Origin of the sequence: Micromonospora sp. NPDC126480, from assembly GCF_040302465.1 — a bacterium.
Taxonomy (GTDB): Bacteria; Actinomycetota; Actinomycetes; order Mycobacteriales; family Micromonosporaceae; genus Micromonospora.
Window position 1 is genome coordinate 57,648 of sequence record NZ_JBEORU010000025.1, and the last position, 18,493, is coordinate 76,140.

Annotated in this window: 15 protein-coding genes; 11 read left to right on the forward strand and 4 right to left on the reverse strand. The window is 72.4% G+C overall.

Features of this window, described 5'->3' with window-relative positions; translation table 11 throughout:
• The first annotated feature begins 69 nt into the window (after positions 1–69).
• Entirely contained in the window at positions 70–1,683 is a 1,614-nt protein-coding gene (locus ABTW87_RS21955) for a 6TM ABC transporter family protein (protein WP_350652804.1), read from the forward strand.
• 186 nt (positions 1,684–1,869) lie between these two features.
• Here the strand turns inward: ABTW87_RS21955 and ABTW87_RS21960 are convergent, their stop codons facing one another.
• Entirely contained in the window at positions 1,870–3,036 is a 1,167-nt protein-coding gene (locus tag ABTW87_RS21960) for an NADH-quinone oxidoreductase subunit D (RefSeq protein ID WP_350652805.1), read from the reverse strand.
• Positions 3,033–4,136, reverse strand: coding sequence for an SAM-dependent methyltransferase (locus ABTW87_RS21965; protein ID WP_350652806.1), 1,104 nt, complete (start codon positions 4,134–4,136; stop codon positions 3,033–3,035). Before ABTW87_RS21965 ends, ABTW87_RS21960 begins: the two co-directional genes overlap by 4 nt.
• 175 nt (positions 4,137–4,311) lie before the next feature.
• Here ABTW87_RS21965 and ABTW87_RS21970 point away from each other — a divergent pair, with 175 nt between their 5' ends.
• The 6 genes from ABTW87_RS21970 (at position 4,312) to nadC (ending at position 10,308) form a co-directional block, all read left to right on the forward strand.
• A complete protein-coding gene (locus tag ABTW87_RS21970) occupies positions 4,312–5,259 on the forward strand; it encodes a Rossmann-like and DUF2520 domain-containing protein (RefSeq protein ID WP_350652807.1) in 948 nt (315 codons plus the stop codon).
• Between the two features lie 55 nt (positions 5,260–5,314).
• Positions 5,315–6,163, forward strand: a complete 849-nt coding sequence (gene panC, locus ABTW87_RS21975; RefSeq protein ID WP_350652808.1) for a pantoate--beta-alanine ligase — start codon at positions 5,315–5,317, stop codon at positions 6,161–6,163.
• Positions 6,164–6,188: 25 nt separating this feature from the next.
• A complete protein-coding gene (gene panD / locus ABTW87_RS21980) occupies positions 6,189–6,617 on the forward strand; it encodes an aspartate 1-decarboxylase (protein ID WP_350652809.1) in 429 nt (142 codons plus the stop codon).
• Between the two features lie 113 nt (positions 6,618–6,730).
• Complete coding sequence (locus ABTW87_RS21985; protein WP_350652810.1) at positions 6,731–7,624, forward strand: septum formation family protein; 894 nt, start codon at positions 6,731–6,733, stop codon at positions 7,622–7,624.
• Between the two features lie 99 nt (positions 7,625–7,723).
• Entirely contained in the window at positions 7,724–9,415 is a 1,692-nt protein-coding gene (locus ABTW87_RS21990; protein WP_350652811.1) for an L-aspartate oxidase, read from the forward strand.
• Complete coding sequence (nadC, locus tag ABTW87_RS21995; protein WP_350652812.1) at positions 9,412–10,308, forward strand: carboxylating nicotinate-nucleotide diphosphorylase; 897 nt, start codon at positions 9,412–9,414, stop codon at positions 10,306–10,308. Before ABTW87_RS21990 ends, nadC begins: the two co-directional genes overlap by 4 nt.
• A gap of 1 nt (position 10,309) precedes the next feature.
• Here the strand turns inward: nadC and ABTW87_RS22000 are convergent, their stop codons facing one another.
• On the reverse strand, positions 10,310–11,392 hold the full coding sequence (locus ABTW87_RS22000) for a DUF5919 domain-containing protein (protein WP_350652813.1): 1,083 nt from the start codon (positions 11,390–11,392) through the stop codon (positions 10,310–10,312).
• A 118-nt stretch (positions 11,393–11,510) separates the two neighbouring features.
• Here ABTW87_RS22000 and ABTW87_RS22005 point away from each other — a divergent pair, with 118 nt between their 5' ends.
• The gene (locus ABTW87_RS22005; RefSeq protein WP_350652814.1) at positions 11,511–12,269 is read left to right on the forward strand and encodes a type III pantothenate kinase; all 759 of its coding nucleotides are present in this window, start codon (positions 11,511–11,513) and stop codon (positions 12,267–12,269) included.
• On the opposite strand, the gene ABTW87_RS22010 is transcribed toward ABTW87_RS22005, so the two are convergent.
• On the reverse strand, positions 12,251–12,997 hold the full coding sequence (locus ABTW87_RS22010; RefSeq protein ID WP_350652815.1) for a class I SAM-dependent methyltransferase: 747 nt from the start codon (positions 12,995–12,997) through the stop codon (positions 12,251–12,253). The genes ABTW87_RS22005 and ABTW87_RS22010 overlap by 19 nt on opposite strands.
• 92 nt (positions 12,998–13,089) lie before the next feature.
• Here ABTW87_RS22010 and lysS point away from each other — a divergent pair, with 92 nt between their 5' ends.
• From lysS to ABTW87_RS22025, 3 genes are all read left to right on the forward strand, one after another.
• Positions 13,090–14,598, forward strand: coding sequence for a lysine--tRNA ligase (gene lysS / locus ABTW87_RS22015; protein ID WP_350652816.1), 1,509 nt, complete (start codon positions 13,090–13,092; stop codon positions 14,596–14,598).
• A 112-nt stretch (positions 14,599–14,710) separates the two neighbouring features.
• Positions 14,711–15,061: a histone-like nucleoid-structuring protein Lsr2 gene (locus ABTW87_RS22020; protein WP_350652817.1), complete on the forward strand. Its 351-nt coding sequence runs from the start codon at positions 14,711–14,713 to the stop codon at positions 15,059–15,061.
• Positions 15,062–15,525: 464 nt separating this feature from the next.
• Positions 15,526–18,063 (forward strand): ATP-dependent Clp protease ATP-binding subunit, encoded by a 2,538-nt coding sequence (locus tag ABTW87_RS22025; protein ID WP_350652818.1) that lies wholly within the window; start codon positions 15,526–15,528, stop codon positions 18,061–18,063.
• Positions 18,064–18,493 lie beyond the last annotated feature (430 nt).

Below are 18,493 nucleotides of genomic sequence, written 5' to 3' on the forward strand. Positions count from 1 at the left end.
TGAGTAACCAGGCTGGAGGACGCCTTCGACCGTTCCCACGCGACGCAACTCTCGGTAGGCTGCACAGCCATGCCCGCCCCGGTTGCCACCGACGACACGCGTAATCCGTCGCTGTTGACGGCGCTCTTCTGGGTCGGCGTGGCCCTCGCTCCCGTGGCGGCGCTGATCCTGCTCGTAGCCGACGGTAACGGCCCGCTACGCTTCGCAGCCGTGCTGGCCATCCTGGCCGTCGTGCTGATCGGGCTGTCGATCGCGCTGCGCGCCGACGGTGGTTCCGGTGGCGAGGAGCTGCGGGAGGAGATCGAGCAGCTTCGCCGCGAGTTGCGTGGGGAGCTGGTGGCCGCAGCACAGCGGGGCAACCAGGCGATGGAGCAGGCCCAGCGCGCACAGGAGGCGGTCGTCGCGCTGCGCCGGCGTCTCGACGCCGGCACCGCCGCCCTGTCGGGCTCGGCCGAGGTCGGTGGCCGGGCCCGGGTGCCGGCCGAGGATCCGGTTGGGCGGGCGCACGTCCCGGACGGCGGGCGCTGGGATGAGCAGGACGATGACCGGGGCCGCCGGGCCGAGGACAACCGGGGCGACCGACCCTCGGGCTCGGCCGGCGTCTACGGCGGCGACCGCCAGACCGGCGGTTACGGTGGCGAGCGCACGGGCGGTGTGTACGGCGGCGACCGGCCGGCGTCCGGCGGCTACGGCGGCGACCGGCCGGCGTCCGGCGACTACGGCGGCGACCGGCCGGCGTCCGGCGGCTACGGCGGCGACCGCCAGACCGGCGGTTACGGTGGCGAGCGCACGGGCGGCGTGTACGGCGGCGATCGCCCGGCCGCGGGTGTGTACGGGAGCGGTGAGCGCTCCGCCGGGGTGTACGGTGCCGAGCGGACCGGCGCAAGCCACGGCGGGTGGTCCCCGGAGCCGGAGGGCCAGGCCGCGCCCCGACCGCTCGGCGTGGTGCGGCACACCGAGACCGTGCACGTCACCACCCGGCACACCATCGTGGACGGTGCCGACCTCGGTGGGACCGGCACCCGGTACGGCGGTTACGGCGGTCGCCGGTCCTCGGGCGGCGAGGAGCGGTCGTGGGCCGGGGACGGCGACGACCACCGCTCCTGGTCGGGCCCCGGCCCGGCGGACGACCGGTCGTGGTCGGGCCGGGACGAGCGGGCACGCGACGATCATGGGTGGGCCGGGTCGGACGAGCCCGCCCGGTCCGGGCAACAGTGGGACGACCACGGTTGGACCGACCAGCGTGACGACCGGAGCTGGGGTGAGAAGCGGTCCTGGGACGACCCGGCGGACCAGCACGGCCGGGTGGCCGCGCCGGACGGCGGCGCCGAGGGCGAGTACTGGTCGCAGCTGCGCGCCGGTGACCGGTGGGCCGCGGTCCGTGCCGACGACCGGGGTCGTGAGCTGCGGATGGGTGAGCGGCGGGCCGAGGTGCTCGCCGACGAGAGCGGTGCCGAGTTCCGGGTGGCGGACCGGTGGGCCGCGGTCCGCCGGGACGAGCCGGGACGCGATCGCGAGGAGTCGTGGCGCGGCGGGTGGAACGAGCCGGAGGACCGGCCCGCCCTGCCCAGCGGCGGTGTGCCGGTGCCGGACGAGTGGCGGGTGCCCCGGCAACGGCAGCCGGAACCGCAGTGGGCGCCGGAGCCGGGCCGGTACGGGTCAGCGGACGATCGCTGGCGTTGAGCGGCCGGCGGGGCCGCGCACGTTCGCGAGCGCGGAGGCCGAACGCTCGCGAGCGCTACGGCCGCGGATTCGCGAGCGCGGGGGCCGCACGTTCGCGAGCGCTACGGCCGCGGATTCGCGAGCGCGGGGGCCGCACGTTCGCGAGCGCGGAGGCCGTGCTGAGCGGCCGGCCGCGACCGGGCCGGCTCACTTGTCGATGTCGCCGACCACGAAGAACATCGAGCCGAGGATCGCGATCAGGTCCGGCACCAGGCAGCCCGGCAGCAGCGTGGCCAGCGCCTGCACGTTCGCGTACGACGCGGTGCGCAGCTTGAGCCGCCACGGCGTCTTCTCGCCCCGGGAAACCAGGTAGTACCCGTTGATGCCGAGCGGGTTCTCGGTCCACGCGTAGGTGTGCCCCTCGGGGGCCTTGAGCACCTTGGGCAGCCGGGTGTTGACCGGCCCGGTGAGCCGGTCCACCCGGTCCAGGCACTGCTCGGCGAGGTCGAGCGAGGCGTACACCTGGTCGAGCAGCACCTCGAAGCGGGAGTGGCAGTCGCCGGCGGTTCGGGTCACGACCGGCACGTCGAGTTGGTCGTAGGCCAGGTACGGCTCGTCGCGGCGCAGGTCAAGGTCGAGCCCGGAGGCGCGGGCGACCGGCCCGGACGCGCCGAACGCGGCTGCGTCGGCCGCCGACAGCACCCCCACGCCGACGGTGCGGGCCAGGAAGATCTCGTTTCGCCGGATCAGGTTGTCCAGGTCCGGCATCCGCCGGCGTACCTCGCCGATGGCCGCGCGGGCGCGCCCGGTCCAGCCGGACGGCACCTCCTCCTTGAGCCCGCCGACCCGGTTGAACATGTAGTGGATCCGCCCGCCGGACACCTCCTCCATGACCGCCTGGAGGGTCTCCCGCTCCCGGAACGCGTAGAACATCGGCGTGATCGCGCCGATCTCCAGCGGGTACGAGCCGAGGAACATCAGGTGGTTGAGCACCCGGTTCAGCTCGGCGAGCGCCATCCGCAGCCAGGTGGCCCGCTCCGGGACCTCCATGCCCATCAGCCGCTCCACGGCGAGCACCACGCCCAGCTCGTTGGCGAACGCCGACAGCCAGTCGTGCCGGTTCGCCAGGACGATGATCTGCCGGTAGTCGCGGACCTCGAACAGCTTCTCCGCGCCCCGGTGCATGTACCCGATGATCGGCTCGGCGCTCACCACCCGCTCGCCGTCGAGCACCAGTCGGAGCCGCAGCACGCCGTGCGTGGAGGGGTGCTGCGGACCGATGTTGAGCACCATGTCGGTGCCGAGCTGCTCCCCGCCCGCGCCGGTGCCGACGGTCAGTTCGCGGAGGTCGGCGTCCGTGGTCATGCCCGTCATCGTGCCACGAGCGGGTCGAGGGCGACGCCGACCGGTTGGAGCAGCCACCAGTGCCCGCCGAGGCCGGCCGGGTCGGTCAGCTCGGCCGCCGCCGACGCGGCAGCCAGCGCCCGCACGTACCCCGCTGGGTCGGCGGCGGCCAGGCTCAGCGGTGGCCGGCCGCCGTCGATCCCGAGCGCCCGCAGCGCCTCCCGCTGCGACACCAGGGAGTACGCACACCGCCCGACCCGCTCACCGGCGGCGGCCACCGAGTCCATGGCGACGTGCGCGGTGACGTCGCACGAGCCGTCCGGCACCGGCGGCACCTGCCGCCCGCCCCGGTATCCGGTAAGTGATCCGGCCACCGGCCGCCCGTCCCGCAGGTGCCCGTAGTCGACGGCCAGCGCCAGCCCCCGGTCGACCCGGCCGACGGCCCGAGCCCAGGCCTCGTCCCGTGTCCGCCCGATCTCGGCCCGACCGCCGGCCCCGTTGATCAAGAGGTTCTGGTCGGATTCCGCGCCCGCACCGGCCCCAAACTTCTTGATCGACCGAATGTCGGCGGGGGCCGGCCACCAGGTGGTCAGCCAGTCCGCGTCCGCGGGGTCGGGCTGGGGACCGATGGTCTCGTGGCCGGAGGTGGGGTCGACCAGGAGGTAGCGCCAGCCGTCCGCGACGGGGACCGCCAGGTCCAGGGGTACGTTGTCGAGCCATTCGGTGGCCAGGAGCACGCCGGTGATGCCCGAGGGAATCTCGTCGGTCCAGATGATCTCCGGGGGAAGATCGGCGGGGCGCGGGGCGAGTTCGACGGCGGTGAACCGTACCCGCCGGGCCAGCGGAACCGCGTCCGTCGACCCGGGCGGCGGCCGACCGGGAACCCCGACAGCCGCGGCCAACGACCTCGACAGCTCGCCTCGACCGGCCCCCACGTCCACCACCTCGAAGCGGTCCGGGTGGTCGAGGGCCGCGTCGACCGCCGTGATCAGGTGGCTCAGCGCGGTGGCGAAGGCGGGTGAGGCGTGCACGCTGGTGCGGAAGTGGGCGGCCGGTCCGGCACCGGAGACGAAGAAGCCGGCCGGGCCGTACAGCGCGCGCTCCATCGCGTCCCGCCAGCGAATCGACATGCGCACTCCTCTCAAGGAAGGGCCCCCTGTTAACGCCTCCGGTAGAGCAGGGGCCCCTTGTTAACACCAGTCACGGCCGCTGGTGAACGTTTTCACACAGCCTTGTTTCGGCTGTGCCGCCGCGGCGCATACTTGCGATCGACCGGTACCCCTTCTAGAGGACTGGATCGTCATCATGAGCGCTCCGCTGCGCCCGCGTCCGGGGCCCGCCGTACGGCCGGCCCACGCGCCCGTCTCCCGTTCCCTGACCGTCGGCGTGATCGGCGCCGGCCGGGTCGGTGCCGTGCTGGGAGCCGCCCTCGCCGCCGCCGGTCACCGGGTGGTCGCCGCCGCCGGGGTCTCCGGGGCGTCCCGCGCCCGGCTGGCCCTGCTGCTGCCCTCCGTTCCCCGTCGCTCGGCCACCTCGGTGGCCCGGGCCGCCGCCGATCTGCTGCTGCTCGCGGTGCCGGACGACGCGCTGGCCGGCGTGGTCGCCGGCCTCGCCGGCAGCGGCGCGCTGCGCCCCGGCCAGGTGATCGCGCACACGTCCGGTGCCCACGGGCTGGCGGTCCTGGCGCCGGCCGCCGAGGTCGGCGCCCGCCCGTTGGCCCTGCACCCCGCGATGACCTTCACCGGTACGCCGGACGACCTCGCCCGCCTGCCCGGCATCTCGTACGGGGTGACCGCCCCGGCGGAGCTGCGCCCGCTCGCCGCTCGTCTCGTCACCGACCTCGGCGGCGTGCCGGAGTGGATCGGCGAGGCGGACCGGCCGCTGTACCACGCGGCGCTGGCGCACGGCGCAAATCACCTGGTCACGCTTGTCAACGAGGCGGCCGACCGGCTGCGCGACGCCGGCGTCGCCCAGCCGGAGAAGGTGCTCGCCCCGCTGCTGCGGGCCGCTCTGGAGAACGCGCTGCGCCTCGGCGACGACGCGCTTACCGGTCCGGTCTCCCGGGGCGACGCCGGCACGGTCGAGCGTCACCTGGCCCGGCTCACGGCCACCGCACCGGAATCCGTGGCCCCCTACCTGGCGTTGGCACGGAGGACCGCGGACCGGGCGATCGCGGCCGGACGGCTGCGCCCGGTGGACGCGGAGTCGCTGCTGGACGTGTTGCGGGGAAGGGACCGGGAGGTGGCTGCGTGAGCGCGAGGAGTGAGCCGGTCTTGCGAGCCCCGCAGTCGCGAAGGGAGGAGGCACCGTGACCGAGCTGGTGCACACCCGTGCCGAGTTGGCGGCGGCCCGCGGGGGGCTGAAGGGCACGGTGGGTGTCGTCATGACCATGGGCGCGCTGCACTCCGGGCACGAGTCCCTCCTGCGGGCGGCCCGGGAGCAGGCCGACGCCGTGATCGTCACGATCTTCGTGAACCCGCTCCAGTTCGGGCCGAACGAGGACTTCGACCGGTACCCGCGGACCCTCGACGCGGACCTGGAGATCTGCCGGCGGGCCGGCGCGGACCTGGTCTTCGCGCCGGCGGTGGAGGACATGTACCCGGGCGGCCAGCCTCGGGTCCGGGTCAACCCCGGTCAGCTCGGCGAGGAGTTGGAGGGCGAGAGCCGGCCGGGCTTCTTCCACGGGGTGTTGACCGTGGTGCTGAAGCTGCTTCAGCTCACCGGGCCGGACCTGGCCTTCTTCGGCGAGAAGGACTACCAGCAGCTGACCCTGGTCCGCAGGATGGTCCGGGACCTCGACGTGCCGGTGGAGATCATCGGCGTGCCGACGGTCCGGGAGCCGGACGGGTTGGCTCTGTCGAGCCGTAACAGGTACCTTTCGCCGGCCGAGCGGACGGCCGCGCTGAGCCTGTCCGCCGCTCTGCACTCGGGCGCGGCGGCCGCCGCCGCGGGCGCGGACGCCGGGGCGGTCCTGGCCGCCGCGCACGCCGCGTTCGGCTCCGGTACGCCGGGAGCGCAACTCGACTACCTGGTGCTCACCGACCCGGATCTGGAGCCGGGGCCGGTGGCCGGTCCGGCCCGGCTGCTCGTCGCCGCGTGGGTCGGCGCCACCCGGCTCATCGACAACGCACCCGTCCACCTCGCTCCGCGCTCCTGACCCCACCACCCCGAAAGGCGCTCCGATGCTGCGCACCATGCTCAAGTCGAAGATCCACCGAGCCACGGTGACCCAGGCCGACCTGCACTACGTCGGATCGGTGACGGTGGACCAGAACCTGCTGGACGCGGCCGACCTGCTGCCCGGTGAGCAGGTGGCGATCGTGGACATCACCAACGGTGCCCGGCTGGAGACGTACGTGATCCCCGGCGAGCGGGGCAGCGGTGTGATCGGCATCAACGGTGCGGCAGCGCACCTGGTGCACCCGGGTGATTTGGTCATCCTGATCTCGTACGGCCAGATGGACGACGCCGAGGCCCGCTCTTACCAGCCGAAGGTCGTGCATGTGGATCCGGCGAACCGCATCGTCGACCTGACGGCCGACCCGACCACCGCCGCCCCCGGCACCGCCGGCGCCCCGATCCCGAATCCCCTGGCCGCCCGCGCATCCTGACCCGTCCCACCGGGAGGTGGATGAGCGCGAGCCCTGCGGGCGCACATCCGGTCTGTTACGGGTGTGTCATTCAGCGTTACGCTGAGCGGGGCGGGCCGGCTGGGGGAGGCGGCGTGGGGCAGCGGGTCGGGCGTGGTTTCTCGGTCTTCGTCGTGGTGGGAGCGCTGCTGGCCGGGTGCGCCGGGCCGACCGACGGTGACCTGACCGACGACTGGCGGGCGATGCCCGCCGCCGGGCCGTTCACACCCGAGGCGGGCGTCTGTCACGTCGCCGACTTCACGGCGGAGGTGACGCTCGAGACGTACCGGCCGGTGGACTGCGACGTTCCGCATCGGGTCGAGACGGTGCACATGGGGGCGTTCCCGGCCGAGCAGGCGGACCGTCCGGCCGCCGGCTCGACCGACTTCCGGGGTGCGTTCGCCGACTGCGACACCCGGACCAGCGCGTATATGGGCGACGACTGGCGGGCCGGGCGGCTGCGTCTCGCGGTGGCGGTGCCCTCGGCGGCGGGCTGGGCGTCCGGCTCCCGCTGGTACCGCTGTGATCTGTCGGAGGTGACCACAGCCGAGGCTGCCGCGACCGTGGTCACCCGCAGCGGCAGCCTCCGCGACGCGCTGACCGGGCCGTCGCCGTTGCGCCTCGGGTGCCAGCAGAGCCGCCGGGACCGGGGCGGCGGGGTCGAGACGCTGCTGCCGGCGGAGTGCGGTGCCCGCCACGACGCCGAGTTCGTCGGGGTGTGGCATGCGCCGGACCGCCCGTACCCGGCGAGGGACGCGGACTGGGCGCCCTTCTACACCGGTTGCCGCAGCGCCATTGCCCGATTCGCCGGGGTGGCGGACGACGTGACGCTCCGCCTGCGCGCCGACGTGGTGGTCCGCCCGCCCGGTGCCGGGCGGTGGCGGGTGGGCGATCGGGGTGTCCGCTGCTACCTGTGGCTCAGTGACCGTACGGTGACCGGCTCGCTCAAGGGGGCCGGCCCGACCCGGCTGCCGGTCCGCACCCGGTGACCGAAACGGCCGGTCGGGCGGCAGCCGGCACGCGATAGCCCAAACCACTCGTCCGGCCCCGGCCGCCCCTTGCGAGGGACCTTCGGGTTGACTGGGGGCATGGACCTACCGACCGTCGACCTGCCGGCCCTGCCCCGCCTGCTGGCCGCGCCCGCGCCCGGCTGGGTGGAGACGACCGACGTGGTCGTCGTCGGCTCCGGTGTCGCCGGGCTGACCGCCGCGCTGCACCTGCGCGCGGCGGGGCTGCACGTCACGGTGGTGACCAAGGTCGACATCGACGAGGGTTCGACGCGCTGGGCGCAGGGCGGCATCGCCGCCGTGCTCGATCCCCACGACAGCCCGGCGGCCCACGCCTCGGACACCGAGATCGCCGGCGTCGGCCTCTGCGACCCGGCGGCCGTACGCGTCCTCGTCGAGGAGGGGCCGACCCGGCTGAAGGAGCTGATGCGGATCGGCGCGGAGTTCGACCGCAACCCGGACGGTTCGCTCATGCTCACCCGGGAGGGTGGCCACCGGGCGGACCGGATCGTGCACGCGGGCGGCGACGCCACCGGCGCGGAGGTGCAGCGGGCGCTGCACGCCGCGGTCCGCCGGGACCCGTGGATCCGGCTCGTCGAGCACGCCCTGGTGCTGGACCTGCTCCGGGCCCCCGGTGACGGTCCCGGCGGCCTCGGCCCGGCCTGCGGCGTGACCCTGCACGTGCTCGGGGAGGGCAGCGAGGACGGCGTCGGTGCGATCCTGAGCCGTGCGGTCGTGCTCGCGACCGGTGGGATGGGACAGATCTTCGCCGCCACCACCAATCCCGCGGTCTCCACCGGCGACGGGGTGGCGCTCGCGTTGCGGGCCGGCGCCGCCGTCACCGACGTGGAGTTCGTCCAGTTCCACCCGACCGCGCTGATCGTTCCGGAGGCCGCCCGGGTGCCCGGCGCCGGGCACGCGCAGCAGCCGCTGGTCTCCGAGGCGCTGCGGGGCGAGGGCGCGTACCTGGTGGACTCGGACGGCAAGCGGTTCATGGTCGGGCAGCACGAGCTGGCCGAACTGGCCCCCCGGGACGTGGTGGCGAAGGGCATCCACCGGGTGCTGCTCGCCACCGGCGCGGACCACGTCTTCCTCGACGCCCGTCACCTCGGCGGTGACTTCCTGGCCCGGCGGTTCCCCACCATCGTGGCGTCCTGCCTGGCCATCGGCGTCGATCCGGCGACCGACCTGATCCCGGTGGCCCCGGCGGCCCACTACGCCTCGGGTGGCGTACGCACCGACCTCCGCGGCCGTACCTCCATCCCCGGCCTGTACGCCTGCGGCGAGGTCGCCTGCACGGGCGTGCACGGCGCGAACCGGCTGGCCAGCAACTCGTTGCTGGAGGGGCTGGTGTTCTCCCGCCGGATCGCCGACGACCTGTCGACCGGCCTGCCGGAGCAGCCGAAGCCCGCAGCGACCGGTGCCTGGACGGGCGGCGACGGCTGGGTGCTGCCGGCCGGGGGCACGCCCGCTCTCCAGCGGGCGATGACGCGGGGTGCCGGTGTCCTGCGGTCGGCCGCGACGCTGGCCGAGACGGCGGCCACGCTGGGCGCCCTTGGCGACGGGCGCGGCGTGCCCCGCACTCCGGACTGGGAGGCGACGAACCTCCTCACCGTGGCGTCGACGCTTGTCGCCGCCGCGTACGCCCGGCAGGAGACCCGGGGCTGCCACTGGCGGGAGGACTATCCGGTCGCCGACGAGCGGTGGCGCGGCCACCTGGTCGGCGCCATCGGGACGCAGGGTCGGTTGACGCGTGAGTGGGAGGAAGCATGACCGAGGAGACCGAGCGGGCGCTGCGCGACGGTGGCCTGGACCCGGAGCGGGTACGCCAGGTTGTCACCGGGGCGCTCGTCGAGGACCTGGGACCGGACTTCCTCGACGTGACAAGCGTCGCCACCATCCCGGACACCCAGACCGACACTGCCGACCTGGTGGCCCGCGCCGACGGCGTGGTGGCCGGGCTGCCGGTGGCCGCCGCCGTGTTCGAGCTGGTCGGCGAGGTGACCGGTGCCGGCCGTACGGTCGAGGTGTCGCTCGTCGCCCGCGACGGGCAGCGGGTGGCGCGCGGCGACGTGCTGGCCACGGTGACCGGCCCGACCCGGCTGCTGCTCACCGCCGAACGCACCGCGCTGAACCTGCTCTCCCGGATGTCCGGCGTCGCCACCCACACCCGGGCCTGGGCCGACGCCCTGGCCGGTACGAAGGCGATGGTGCTCGACACCCGCAAGACGACTCCCGGCCTGCGCGCTCTGGAGAAGTACGCGGTCCGGGCGGGCGGCGGCACCAACAAGCGGATGGGCCTGCACGACGTCGCGATGGTCAAGGACAACCACAAGCTGGCGGCCGGCGGGGTGGCGGCGGCCTTCAAGCGGGTCCGCGAGGCGTTCCCGGACGTCCCGGTGCAGGTGGAGGTGGACACGGTGGCCGAGGCGATCCAGGCGGTCGAGGCGGGGGCCGCGTTCCTGCTGCTGGACAACATGAGCCCGGAGATGTTGCGCGAGGTGGTGTGCGCGGTCGGGGACCGGGCCGAGCTGGAGGCGACCGGTGGCCTGACCCTGGGCGTGGCGGCCGAGTACGCGGCCACCGGCGTGGACTTCCTGTCGGTCGGCGCGCTCACCCACTCCTCGCCCATCCTGGACATCGCGCTGGACCTGCGGGCGGAGTGAGTCAGGCGGCCCGGGACAGGCGAGTGGCCACCAGGTTGAAGATCACCCGGTTCTCGGTGTCGTTGCGGCCGTCGAGGCCGTACTTGGCGCGGAACAGCTCCACCACCCGGTGGTAGACCTCGGGGGCCAACTCGTCGGCCTCCCCGAGGTCGAACACCTGGCCGGCCACCTCGGGCCGGTCCAGCACCACGGTCAGCCCGGCGAGGCCGTGCCGGGCGACGTTGCGGACCAGGTCCCGCCCGGCGATGTACCAGTCCCCGTCGACCTGGACGTAGAGCGCCTTGCAGGTCTCCAGCTCGCGGCCGGCCTGCCGCAGGCAGAGCCGCAGCGTGAGACAGTCGGCCAGGTCGCGGACCGGCGCGGTCGCCCACAGCTCGGTGAACCGGTCGGCCACGAACTCGCCGAGCGGGGTGGAGACGTACGCCTCGATCTGCTGGGTGTCGAAGGTGCTGCCGCGGACGGGGAAGAACGAGATGAACGCCTTGCCGTCCCAGCGGTACATCTGGACCGACGGCGCGGCGTTGTAGATGCGGACCCGTAGCCGGGCCCGGCTCGACTCCGGCAGCTGCTCCCGGAGCCGGGCGAGGTGCCAGACGTTGTTGAGGATCGCCACCGAGGCGTCCCGCCGCCGCAGTTCGGCGCCGCGCAGCCGCACCGCGGGCGAGTCCGGGTCCAGCAGCAGGACCCGGACGACGGCACCGTTGGCCAGGGCGCAGCGCAGGGCCTCGGCGAAGCGGGCGGCGTAGGGGCCCTCAAGCATGCTGGTCCAGGTCTCCAGGATCGCCACCGTCTCCCGGGACTGGGCCACCCGCTCGATCAGGGCGTCCCGGTCGAGGCGCGGGTGTTCGATGATGCTGGCGGTCTGGAGTTCCCGGAAGAGCGGGTTCAGCACGACGTACGTCAGCAGCGTCATGATCAGCGCGGCGCCGACGTTCAGGTAGAGGTCACCGCGGAAGGTCTGCCCGGAGCGCCAGGCCTGGACGACCATCCAGAGGGCGCCGCCGGCCAGGACGGCGAGGACGAGCACGTGCCGGCGGCGCCGGCGCAGCGCGTTGCGCGCTCGGAGCCACCACATCCGCGACATGTCCGCTCCCCGTCCGGCGCGCCGTGGATCGACCGATGTTCATGTCGTGATTGGACCAGCATACGGTCCGCCGGCCGCTGCGCGCTCCGCCTGCCCGGCCGTTGTCTAGGCTGCGTTCGTGCTGCTCTGCATCGACATCGGAAACACCAACACCGTGCTGGCGACCTTCGACGGCGACAAGCTGGTGCATTCCTGGCGGATCAAGACCGATGCGCGGTCGACGGCGGACGAGCTGGGTTTGAAGTTCCGCGGCCTGCTCGCCGGGGACGCCGTCGAGATCACCGGGGTGGCCGCCTGCTCCACCGTGCCGGCGGCGTTGCGCTCGCTGCGGACGATGCTCGACCGTTACTACGCCGACCTGCCGCACGTGATCGTCGAGCCCGGCGTGCGGACCGGGGTGCAGCTCGCGATCGACAACCCCAAGGAGGTCGGCGCCGACCGGGTGGTCAACACGCTTGCCGCGTACACGCTCTACGGCGGCCCGTCGATCGTCGTGGACTTCGGCACCACCACCAACTTCGACGTCATCAGCGGGCGGGGCGAATTCCTCGGCGGCGCCTTCGCCCCGGGCATCGAGATCTCCTTCGACGCGCTGGCCGCCCGTGCCGCCCAGCTCCGCAAGGTCGAGGCGACCCGGCCCCGCTCGGTGATCGGCAAGAACACCGTGGAGTGCCTCCAGGCCGGCCTCTACTTCGGCTTCGCCGGGCAGGTGGACCGCATCGTCGAGCGGATGGCCGAGGAACTGGGCGAGGTGAAGGCGGTCATCGCCACCGGCGGACTGGCCTCGCTGGTGATCAACGAGTGCCGGACGATCACCCACCACGAGCCGATGATCACCCTGATCGGTCTGCGGATGGTCTACGACCGCAACACCTGAGCGCGGATCGCCAGCGTCCGGTACGGCAGCTCGACCGTCCCACGTCCGGCGAGGTCCGGGTGCGTGGCGAACAGGTCGCGCAGCTCGCGCTCGACCCGCGCCCGCTCCTGCCGCCCGGCGACCAGGTAGTGCGAGCGGGTCCGGACCATCGCGATCACCTCGTCCGGGTTCAGCACGGTGACGTGCGCGAACTCGCCCCACTCCGGCTCCGTGAAGGACGCTCCGAACCCGGTCACGAAACCGCGCAGGTGATCGACGGTGTCGCCGATCTCGGCGATCCGGCTGAGCTCGTCCACCCACCCGATCCGGTCGTCGCGGAGGTTCCAGATCGCGCCGAAGATCCCGCCGGGCCGCAGCACCCGCGCGATCTCCGGGTGCGCGCGCTCCCGGTCGAACCAGTGGTACGCCTGCCCGACCAGCACCGCGTCGGCGTACCCGGCGGGCAGCGGGACCGACTCCGCGCTGCCGGCCAGGGCAGGCGGGCCCGGCGTGCCGGCGGCGAACTGGTCGCGCATCCCCGGGTCGGGCTCGACGGCGGTCACCTCGTGGCCGAGCGCCAGCAGGCCCCGGGTGAGGATGCCGGTGCCGGCGCCCAGGTCGACGACCCGCGCCGGCGCGCGGAGACCGGCAAGTGCCCAGCGCAGGGCGGCCTCCGGATAGCGGGGCCGGTACCGGTCGTAGTCGGCGGCAGCGACACCGAACGAGAGGGCTTCAGTGGGCTCGGTCATGGCGGGCAGGTTATCCCGTAACGACCACCCAACCCCTTGAGTACGCTCGGGGCCTGACCCCCGCCCGAATTCTCCGTCTGAGGAAGCGTGCCGTGACCGAGCAGAACGCCGTGCCAGTCGACCCCGCCGACGACCTTCCCGAGCAGCTGAAGGTCCGCCGGGAGAAGCGGGACCGGATGCTCGCCGAGGGCGTCGAGCCGTACCCGATCGGCTATCCGCGTACCAGCAGCCTGGCGGAGATCCGGCAGAAGTACGCCGAGCTGCCCACCGACACGGCCACCGGCGACCGGGCCTCGGTCACCGGCCGGGTGATCTTCATCCGTAACACCGGCAAGCTCTGCTTCGCGACGCTGCGGGACGGCGACGGCACCGAACTCCAGGCGATGCTCTCCCTGGACCGGGTCGGTGCGCAGCGGCTGGACGACTGGAAGCGCCTCGTCGACCTCGGCGACCACGTCGGGGTGACCGGCGAGGTGATCACCAGCCGGCGCGGCGAGCTGTCGGTGCTGGCGGAGGAGTGGGCGGTGACCGCGAAGGCCCTCCGCCCGCTTCCGGTGGCGCACAAGCCGCTGAGCGAGGAGGCCCGGGTCCGGCAGCGTTACGTCGACCTGATCGTCCGTCCGCAGGCGCGCCAGATGGTGCGTACCCGCGCGGCCGCCGTCCGCAGCCTGCGCGAATCGCTGCACGAGCGGAGCTTCATCGAGGTGGAGACCCCGATGCTTCAGTTGCTGCACGGTGGAGCCGCCGCCCGCCCATTCGTGACCCACAGCAATGCGTTGAGCACGGATCTGTATCTGCGAATCGCGCCGGAACTGTTTCTCAAGCGCGCGCTGGTCGGTGGCGTCGACCGCGTCTTCGAGATCAACCGCAACTTCCGTAATGAGGGCATCGACTCGTCGCACTCACCCGAGTTCGCGATGCTGGAGGCGTACGAGGCCTACGGCAACTACGACACGATCGGCGAGTTGACGCGCTATCTCGTCCAGCGGGCGGCGGTCGCCGTCGCCGGCTCGACGGTGGTGACCCACGCCGACGGCCGCGAGTTCGACCTCGGCGGCGAGTGGCGTTCGGTGACGCTGTACGGATCCCTTTCCGAAGCGCTCGGCGAAGAGGTCACGGTCCGCACCGAGCGGGCGCGCCTGGTCGAGTACGCCGACAAGGTGGGCCTGGCCGTCGACCCGAAGTGGGGGCCGGGCAAGCTCGCCGAGGAACTGTTCGAGGAACTGGTCGTCCCGGGTCTGCAGGAGCCCACCTTCGTGCGGGACTACCCGGAGGAGACCAGCCCGCTGGTCCGGGCGCACCGCACCGAGCCGGGCCTGACCGAGAAGTGGGACCTCTACGTGCTGGGATTCGAGCTGGGCACGGGTTACTCGGAGCTGGTGGACCCGGTGGTCCAGCGGGAGCGCCTGCTGGCGCAGGCGCAGCTCGCGGCGCGCGGTGACGACGAGGCCATGCGGCTCGACGAGGACTTTCTCCGGGCCATGGAGTACGGAATGCCGCCGTCGGGTGGCATGGGAATGGGAATCGACCGGCTTCTCATGGCACTGACCGGCCTGGGAATTCGGGAAACTATCCTGTTCCCGCTGGTCCGGCCCGAGTGACCGGTCGGTCTTCCCGACTCTTTACCGCATCCTATTGACGCGCAGAGCGCCATACGGGTTATTGTGCTCTTGCGAGTTCGCAGGTGCACCCTGCTCGAAAGGAATGTGGGACGTGGCCAAGCAGATCATTCATAAGCTGGTCGATGACCTGGACGGCGGGGACGCTGACGAGACCGTCAAGTTCTCCCTCGACGGTGTTCAGTACGAGATCGACCTGTCGGCCGGCAACGCCGAGAAATTGCGGGACGTATTCGCTCCGTACATCGCCCATGGCACGAAGGTGGGCCGGGGTGGCGTCGTCGTGGGCGGCCGGGCCGCCCGGGGTCGGGGCGGTGCCACCGCCGACCGGGAGCAGAACAAGGCGATCCGGGCCTGGGCCAAGAAGGCCGGCAAGGACATTTCCGACCGGGGCCGCATCCCCCAGGAGATCGTCGACGAGTACCACTCCCGCGCCGGCCACTGAGGCGCGAGACCCGACGCCGGCCCGGAGCACCGCTCCGGGCCGGCGCCGTCGTTTCCGGGTTCGGCGCGCGGCCGGCGGCCCCGCCCGTGGGTCGCCACCGGCGGGAAGAAACCCCGGGGCACCCGCGTTGTCCACAGCCGGTGGAGATTCTGTCCACAGCCTGTGGACGAGTCCCGGCGACCCGGACCGGGGCCGTGCGGGCGCCCCGCCCGTCGTCGAGGACGGTGTACGGGGTCTCCGAATTTCGCTCTGCGCGTAGAGGTGGGGCTACCGGAACACCTTCTGAGCGCGGACGGTTGTGCAAAACGACGCGTACCCGGCATTTGGCGGAGACACACGACCTCAGCTGAGTCGGTCCGCGGCGATAGAGTAATGAGGCACGGACGCCCGTCCCGGTCGTCCGCGCACCGGCCCCGCCAAGATCTAGACCATCAAGGCGCACGGCACGTGAGGAGCACGAGGGCATGTTCGAGCGGTTCACCGACCGAGCGCGACGGGTTGTCGTCCTGGCCCAGGAAGAGGCCCGGATGCTCAACCACAACTACATCGGTACGGAGCACATCCTGCTGGGCCTGATCCACGAGGGTGAGGGTGTCGCGGCAAAGGCCCTGGAGAGCCTCGGCATCTCCCTCGAGGGCGTCCGTCAGCAGGTCGAGGAGATCATCGGCCAGGGCCAGCAGGCGCCGAGCGGGCACATCCCGTTCACGCCGCGGGCCAAGAAGGTGCTGGAGCTGTCGCTGCGTGAGGCGCTGCAGCTCGGCCACAACTACATCGGCACGGAGCACATCCTGCTCGGGCTGATCCGTGAGGGTGAGGGCGTCGCCGCCCAGGTGCTGGTGAAGCTCGGTGCGGACCTCAACCGGGTCCGCCAGCAGGTGATCCAGCTGCTCTCCGGCTACCAGGGCAAGGAGCCGGCCGCTGCGGGCGCCGCGCCGGGTGAGGCCGCGCCGTCGACCAGCCTGGTGCTGGACCAGTTCGGCCGTAACCTGACCCAGGCCGCCCGGGAGGGCAAGCTCGACCCGGTCATCGGGCGCGAGAAGGAAATCGAGCGGGTCATGCAGGTGCTCTCCCGCCGTACCAAGAACAACCCGGTCCTGATCGGTGAGCCCGGCGTCGGCAAGACCGCCGTCGTGGAGGGCCTCTCCCAGAAGATCATCAAGGGCGAGGTGCCCGAGACGCTGAAGGACAAGCAGCTCTACACCCTCGACCTCGGTGCGCTGGTGGCCGGCTCCCGCTACCGCGGTGACTTCGAGGAGCGCCTCAAGAAGGTGCTCAAGGAGATCCGCACGCGGGGCGACATCATCCTGTTCATCGACGAGATCCACACCCTGGTCGGTGCGGGTGCCGCCGAGGGCGCGATCGACGCGGCGAGCATCCTCAAGCCGATGCTGGCCCGTGGCGAGCTGCAGACCATCGGCGCCACGACGCTCGACGAGTACCGCAAGCACCTGGAGAAGGACGCCGCGCTGGAGCGCCGCTTCCAGCCGATCCAGGTGGGTGAGCCGTCGCTGGCCCACACCATCGAGATCCTCAAGGGTCTGCGGGACCGGTACGAGGCGCACCACCGGGTCAGCATCACCGACGCCGCGCTGGTCGCTGCCGCCACCCTGGCCGACCGGTACATCTCCGACCGCTTCCTGCCGGACAAGGCGATCGACCTGATCGACGAGGCCGGTGCCCGGATGCGGATCCGGCGGATGACCGCGCCGCCGGACCTGCGTGACTTCGACGAGCGCATCGCCCAGGTGCGCCGCGACAAGGAGTCCGCGATCGACGCGCAGGACTTCGAGCGGGCCGCTCAGCTGCGCGACAAGGAGAAGCAGCTGCTCGGCCAGAAGGCCCAGCGGGAGAAGGAGTGGAAGGCCGGCGACCTGGACGTCGTCAGCGAGGTCGACGACGAGCAGATCGCCGAGGTGCTCGGCAACTGGACCGGCATTCCGGTCTACAAGCTGACCGAGGAGGAGACCTCGCGCCTGCTGCGCATGGAGGACGAGCTGCACAAGCGCGTCATCGGCCAGGAGGACGCGGTCAAGGCGGTCTCGAAGGCGATCCGGCGTACCCGGGCCGGCCTGAAGGACCCGAAGCGCCCGTCCGGCTCGTTCATCTTCGCCGGCCCGTCCGGTGTCGGTAAGACCGAGCTGTCCAAGGCGCTCGCCGAGTTCCTGTTCGGCAGCGAGGACGCCCTGATCCAGCTGGACATGTCCGAGTTCCACGACCGGTACACGGTCTCCCGGCTGGTGGGTGCCCCTCCCGGCTACGTCGGCTACGACGAGGGCGGGCAGCTGACCGAGAAGGTGCGGCGTCGGCCGTTCTCGGTGGTCCTGTTCGACGAGATCGAGAAGGCCCACCCGGATGTGTTCAACACGCTCCTGCAGATCCTTGAGGACGGTCGGCTCACCGACGGCCAGGGTCGGATCGTGGACTTCAAGAACACGGTCATCATCCTGACCACCAACCTCGGCACGCGGGACGTCGCCAAGGCGGTGTCGCTGGGCTTCCAGGCCTCTGAGGATTCCGAGTCGAACTACGACCGGATGAAGCAGAAGGTCAACGACGAGCTCAAGCAGCACTTCCGGCCCGAGTTCCTCAACCGGATCGACGACACCATCGTCTTCCACCAGCTTCGCGAGAACGAGATCCTCTCGATCGTGGACATCATGATCTCGCGGATCGAGACGCAGCTGAGGAACAAGGACATGGGCCTGGAGCTGACCGACAACGCCAAGAAGTACCTGGCGAAGAAGGGCTTCGACCCGGTGCTGGGCGCGCGGCCGCTGCGCCGCACGATCCAGCGCGACATCGAGGACAACCTGTCCGAGCGGATCCTCTTCAACGAGCTGACCCCGGGTCAGATCGTCGTGGTGGACTGCGAGGGCGACCCGAACAACATCGACAAGTCCAAGCTCGTCTTCCGGGGAGCGGACAAGCCGGTCGAGGTGCCGGACGCCGTCCCGGCCGACCTCGGCGGCACCGCCGCCACCGGCGCGGACGACGCGGCGTAAGCCGGGCGGAACTGAACGGGCGACGGCCCGGTGGTGGAAGCCACCGGGCCGTCGCCCTGTTGGTGGGCCTGATTCGCTCCGGCAGGCTTGATCGACTCCGTGCCAGCGGCGTCGCGGCATCAATCGCCTCGGACACCGCGCTGCCACCGAGATGAAGTCGGCGGCGGTGGTGCGGGTACGGCCGGCCCGTCGCCGGTGTCCCGCCGAGCCCGAATCCGTCGGGCTGGCGGATCCGGGGGCCCGATCGACGCTATGTCCGGTTCGGTGACCGCCGCTGTGGGCGGGCCGCCCGGTTTCGGATGCGCTGTCGCGTGGCGGGGGCCACTGCCGGCGCGGAATGGGTGGGTGGGCCCGGTCGTTGTACATGCCGTGACCGCAGGTGCGGCCAACCGCTCCCGCCCCCGGGAGAGGCTCGGCCCCGCGGGACCCG

Excerpts from the sequence above, each read along its gene's own strand:
- ABTW87_RS21955 (WP_350652804.1), top strand. The coding sequence starts at position 70 with ATGCCCGCCCCGGTTGCCACCGACGACACGCGTAATCCGTCGCTGTTG.
- ABTW87_RS21960 (WP_350652805.1), bottom strand. The coding sequence starts at position 3,036 with ATGACGGGCATGACCACGGACGCCGACCTCCGCGAACTGACCGTCGGC.
- ABTW87_RS21965 (WP_350652806.1), bottom strand. The coding sequence starts at position 4,136 with ATGTCGATTCGCTGGCGGGACGCGATGGAGCGCGCGCTGTACGGCCCG.
- ABTW87_RS21970 (WP_350652807.1), top strand. The coding sequence starts at position 4,312 with ATGAGCGCTCCGCTGCGCCCGCGTCCGGGGCCCGCCGTACGGCCGGCC.
- panD (WP_350652809.1), top strand. The coding sequence starts at position 6,189 with ATGCTGCGCACCATGCTCAAGTCGAAGATCCACCGAGCCACGGTGACC.
- ABTW87_RS21990 (WP_350652811.1), top strand. The coding sequence starts at position 7,724 with ATGGACCTACCGACCGTCGACCTGCCGGCCCTGCCCCGCCTGCTGGCC.
- nadC (WP_350652812.1), top strand. The coding sequence starts at position 9,412 with ATGACCGAGGAGACCGAGCGGGCGCTGCGCGACGGTGGCCTGGACCCG.
- ABTW87_RS22000 (WP_350652813.1), bottom strand. The coding sequence starts at position 11,392 with ATGTCGCGGATGTGGTGGCTCCGAGCGCGCAACGCGCTGCGCCGGCGC.
- ABTW87_RS22010 (WP_350652815.1), bottom strand. The coding sequence starts at position 12,997 with ATGACCGAGCCCACTGAAGCCCTCTCGTTCGGTGTCGCTGCCGCCGAC.
- ABTW87_RS22025 (WP_350652818.1), top strand. The coding sequence starts at position 15,526 with ATGTTCGAGCGGTTCACCGACCGAGCGCGACGGGTTGTCGTCCTGGCC.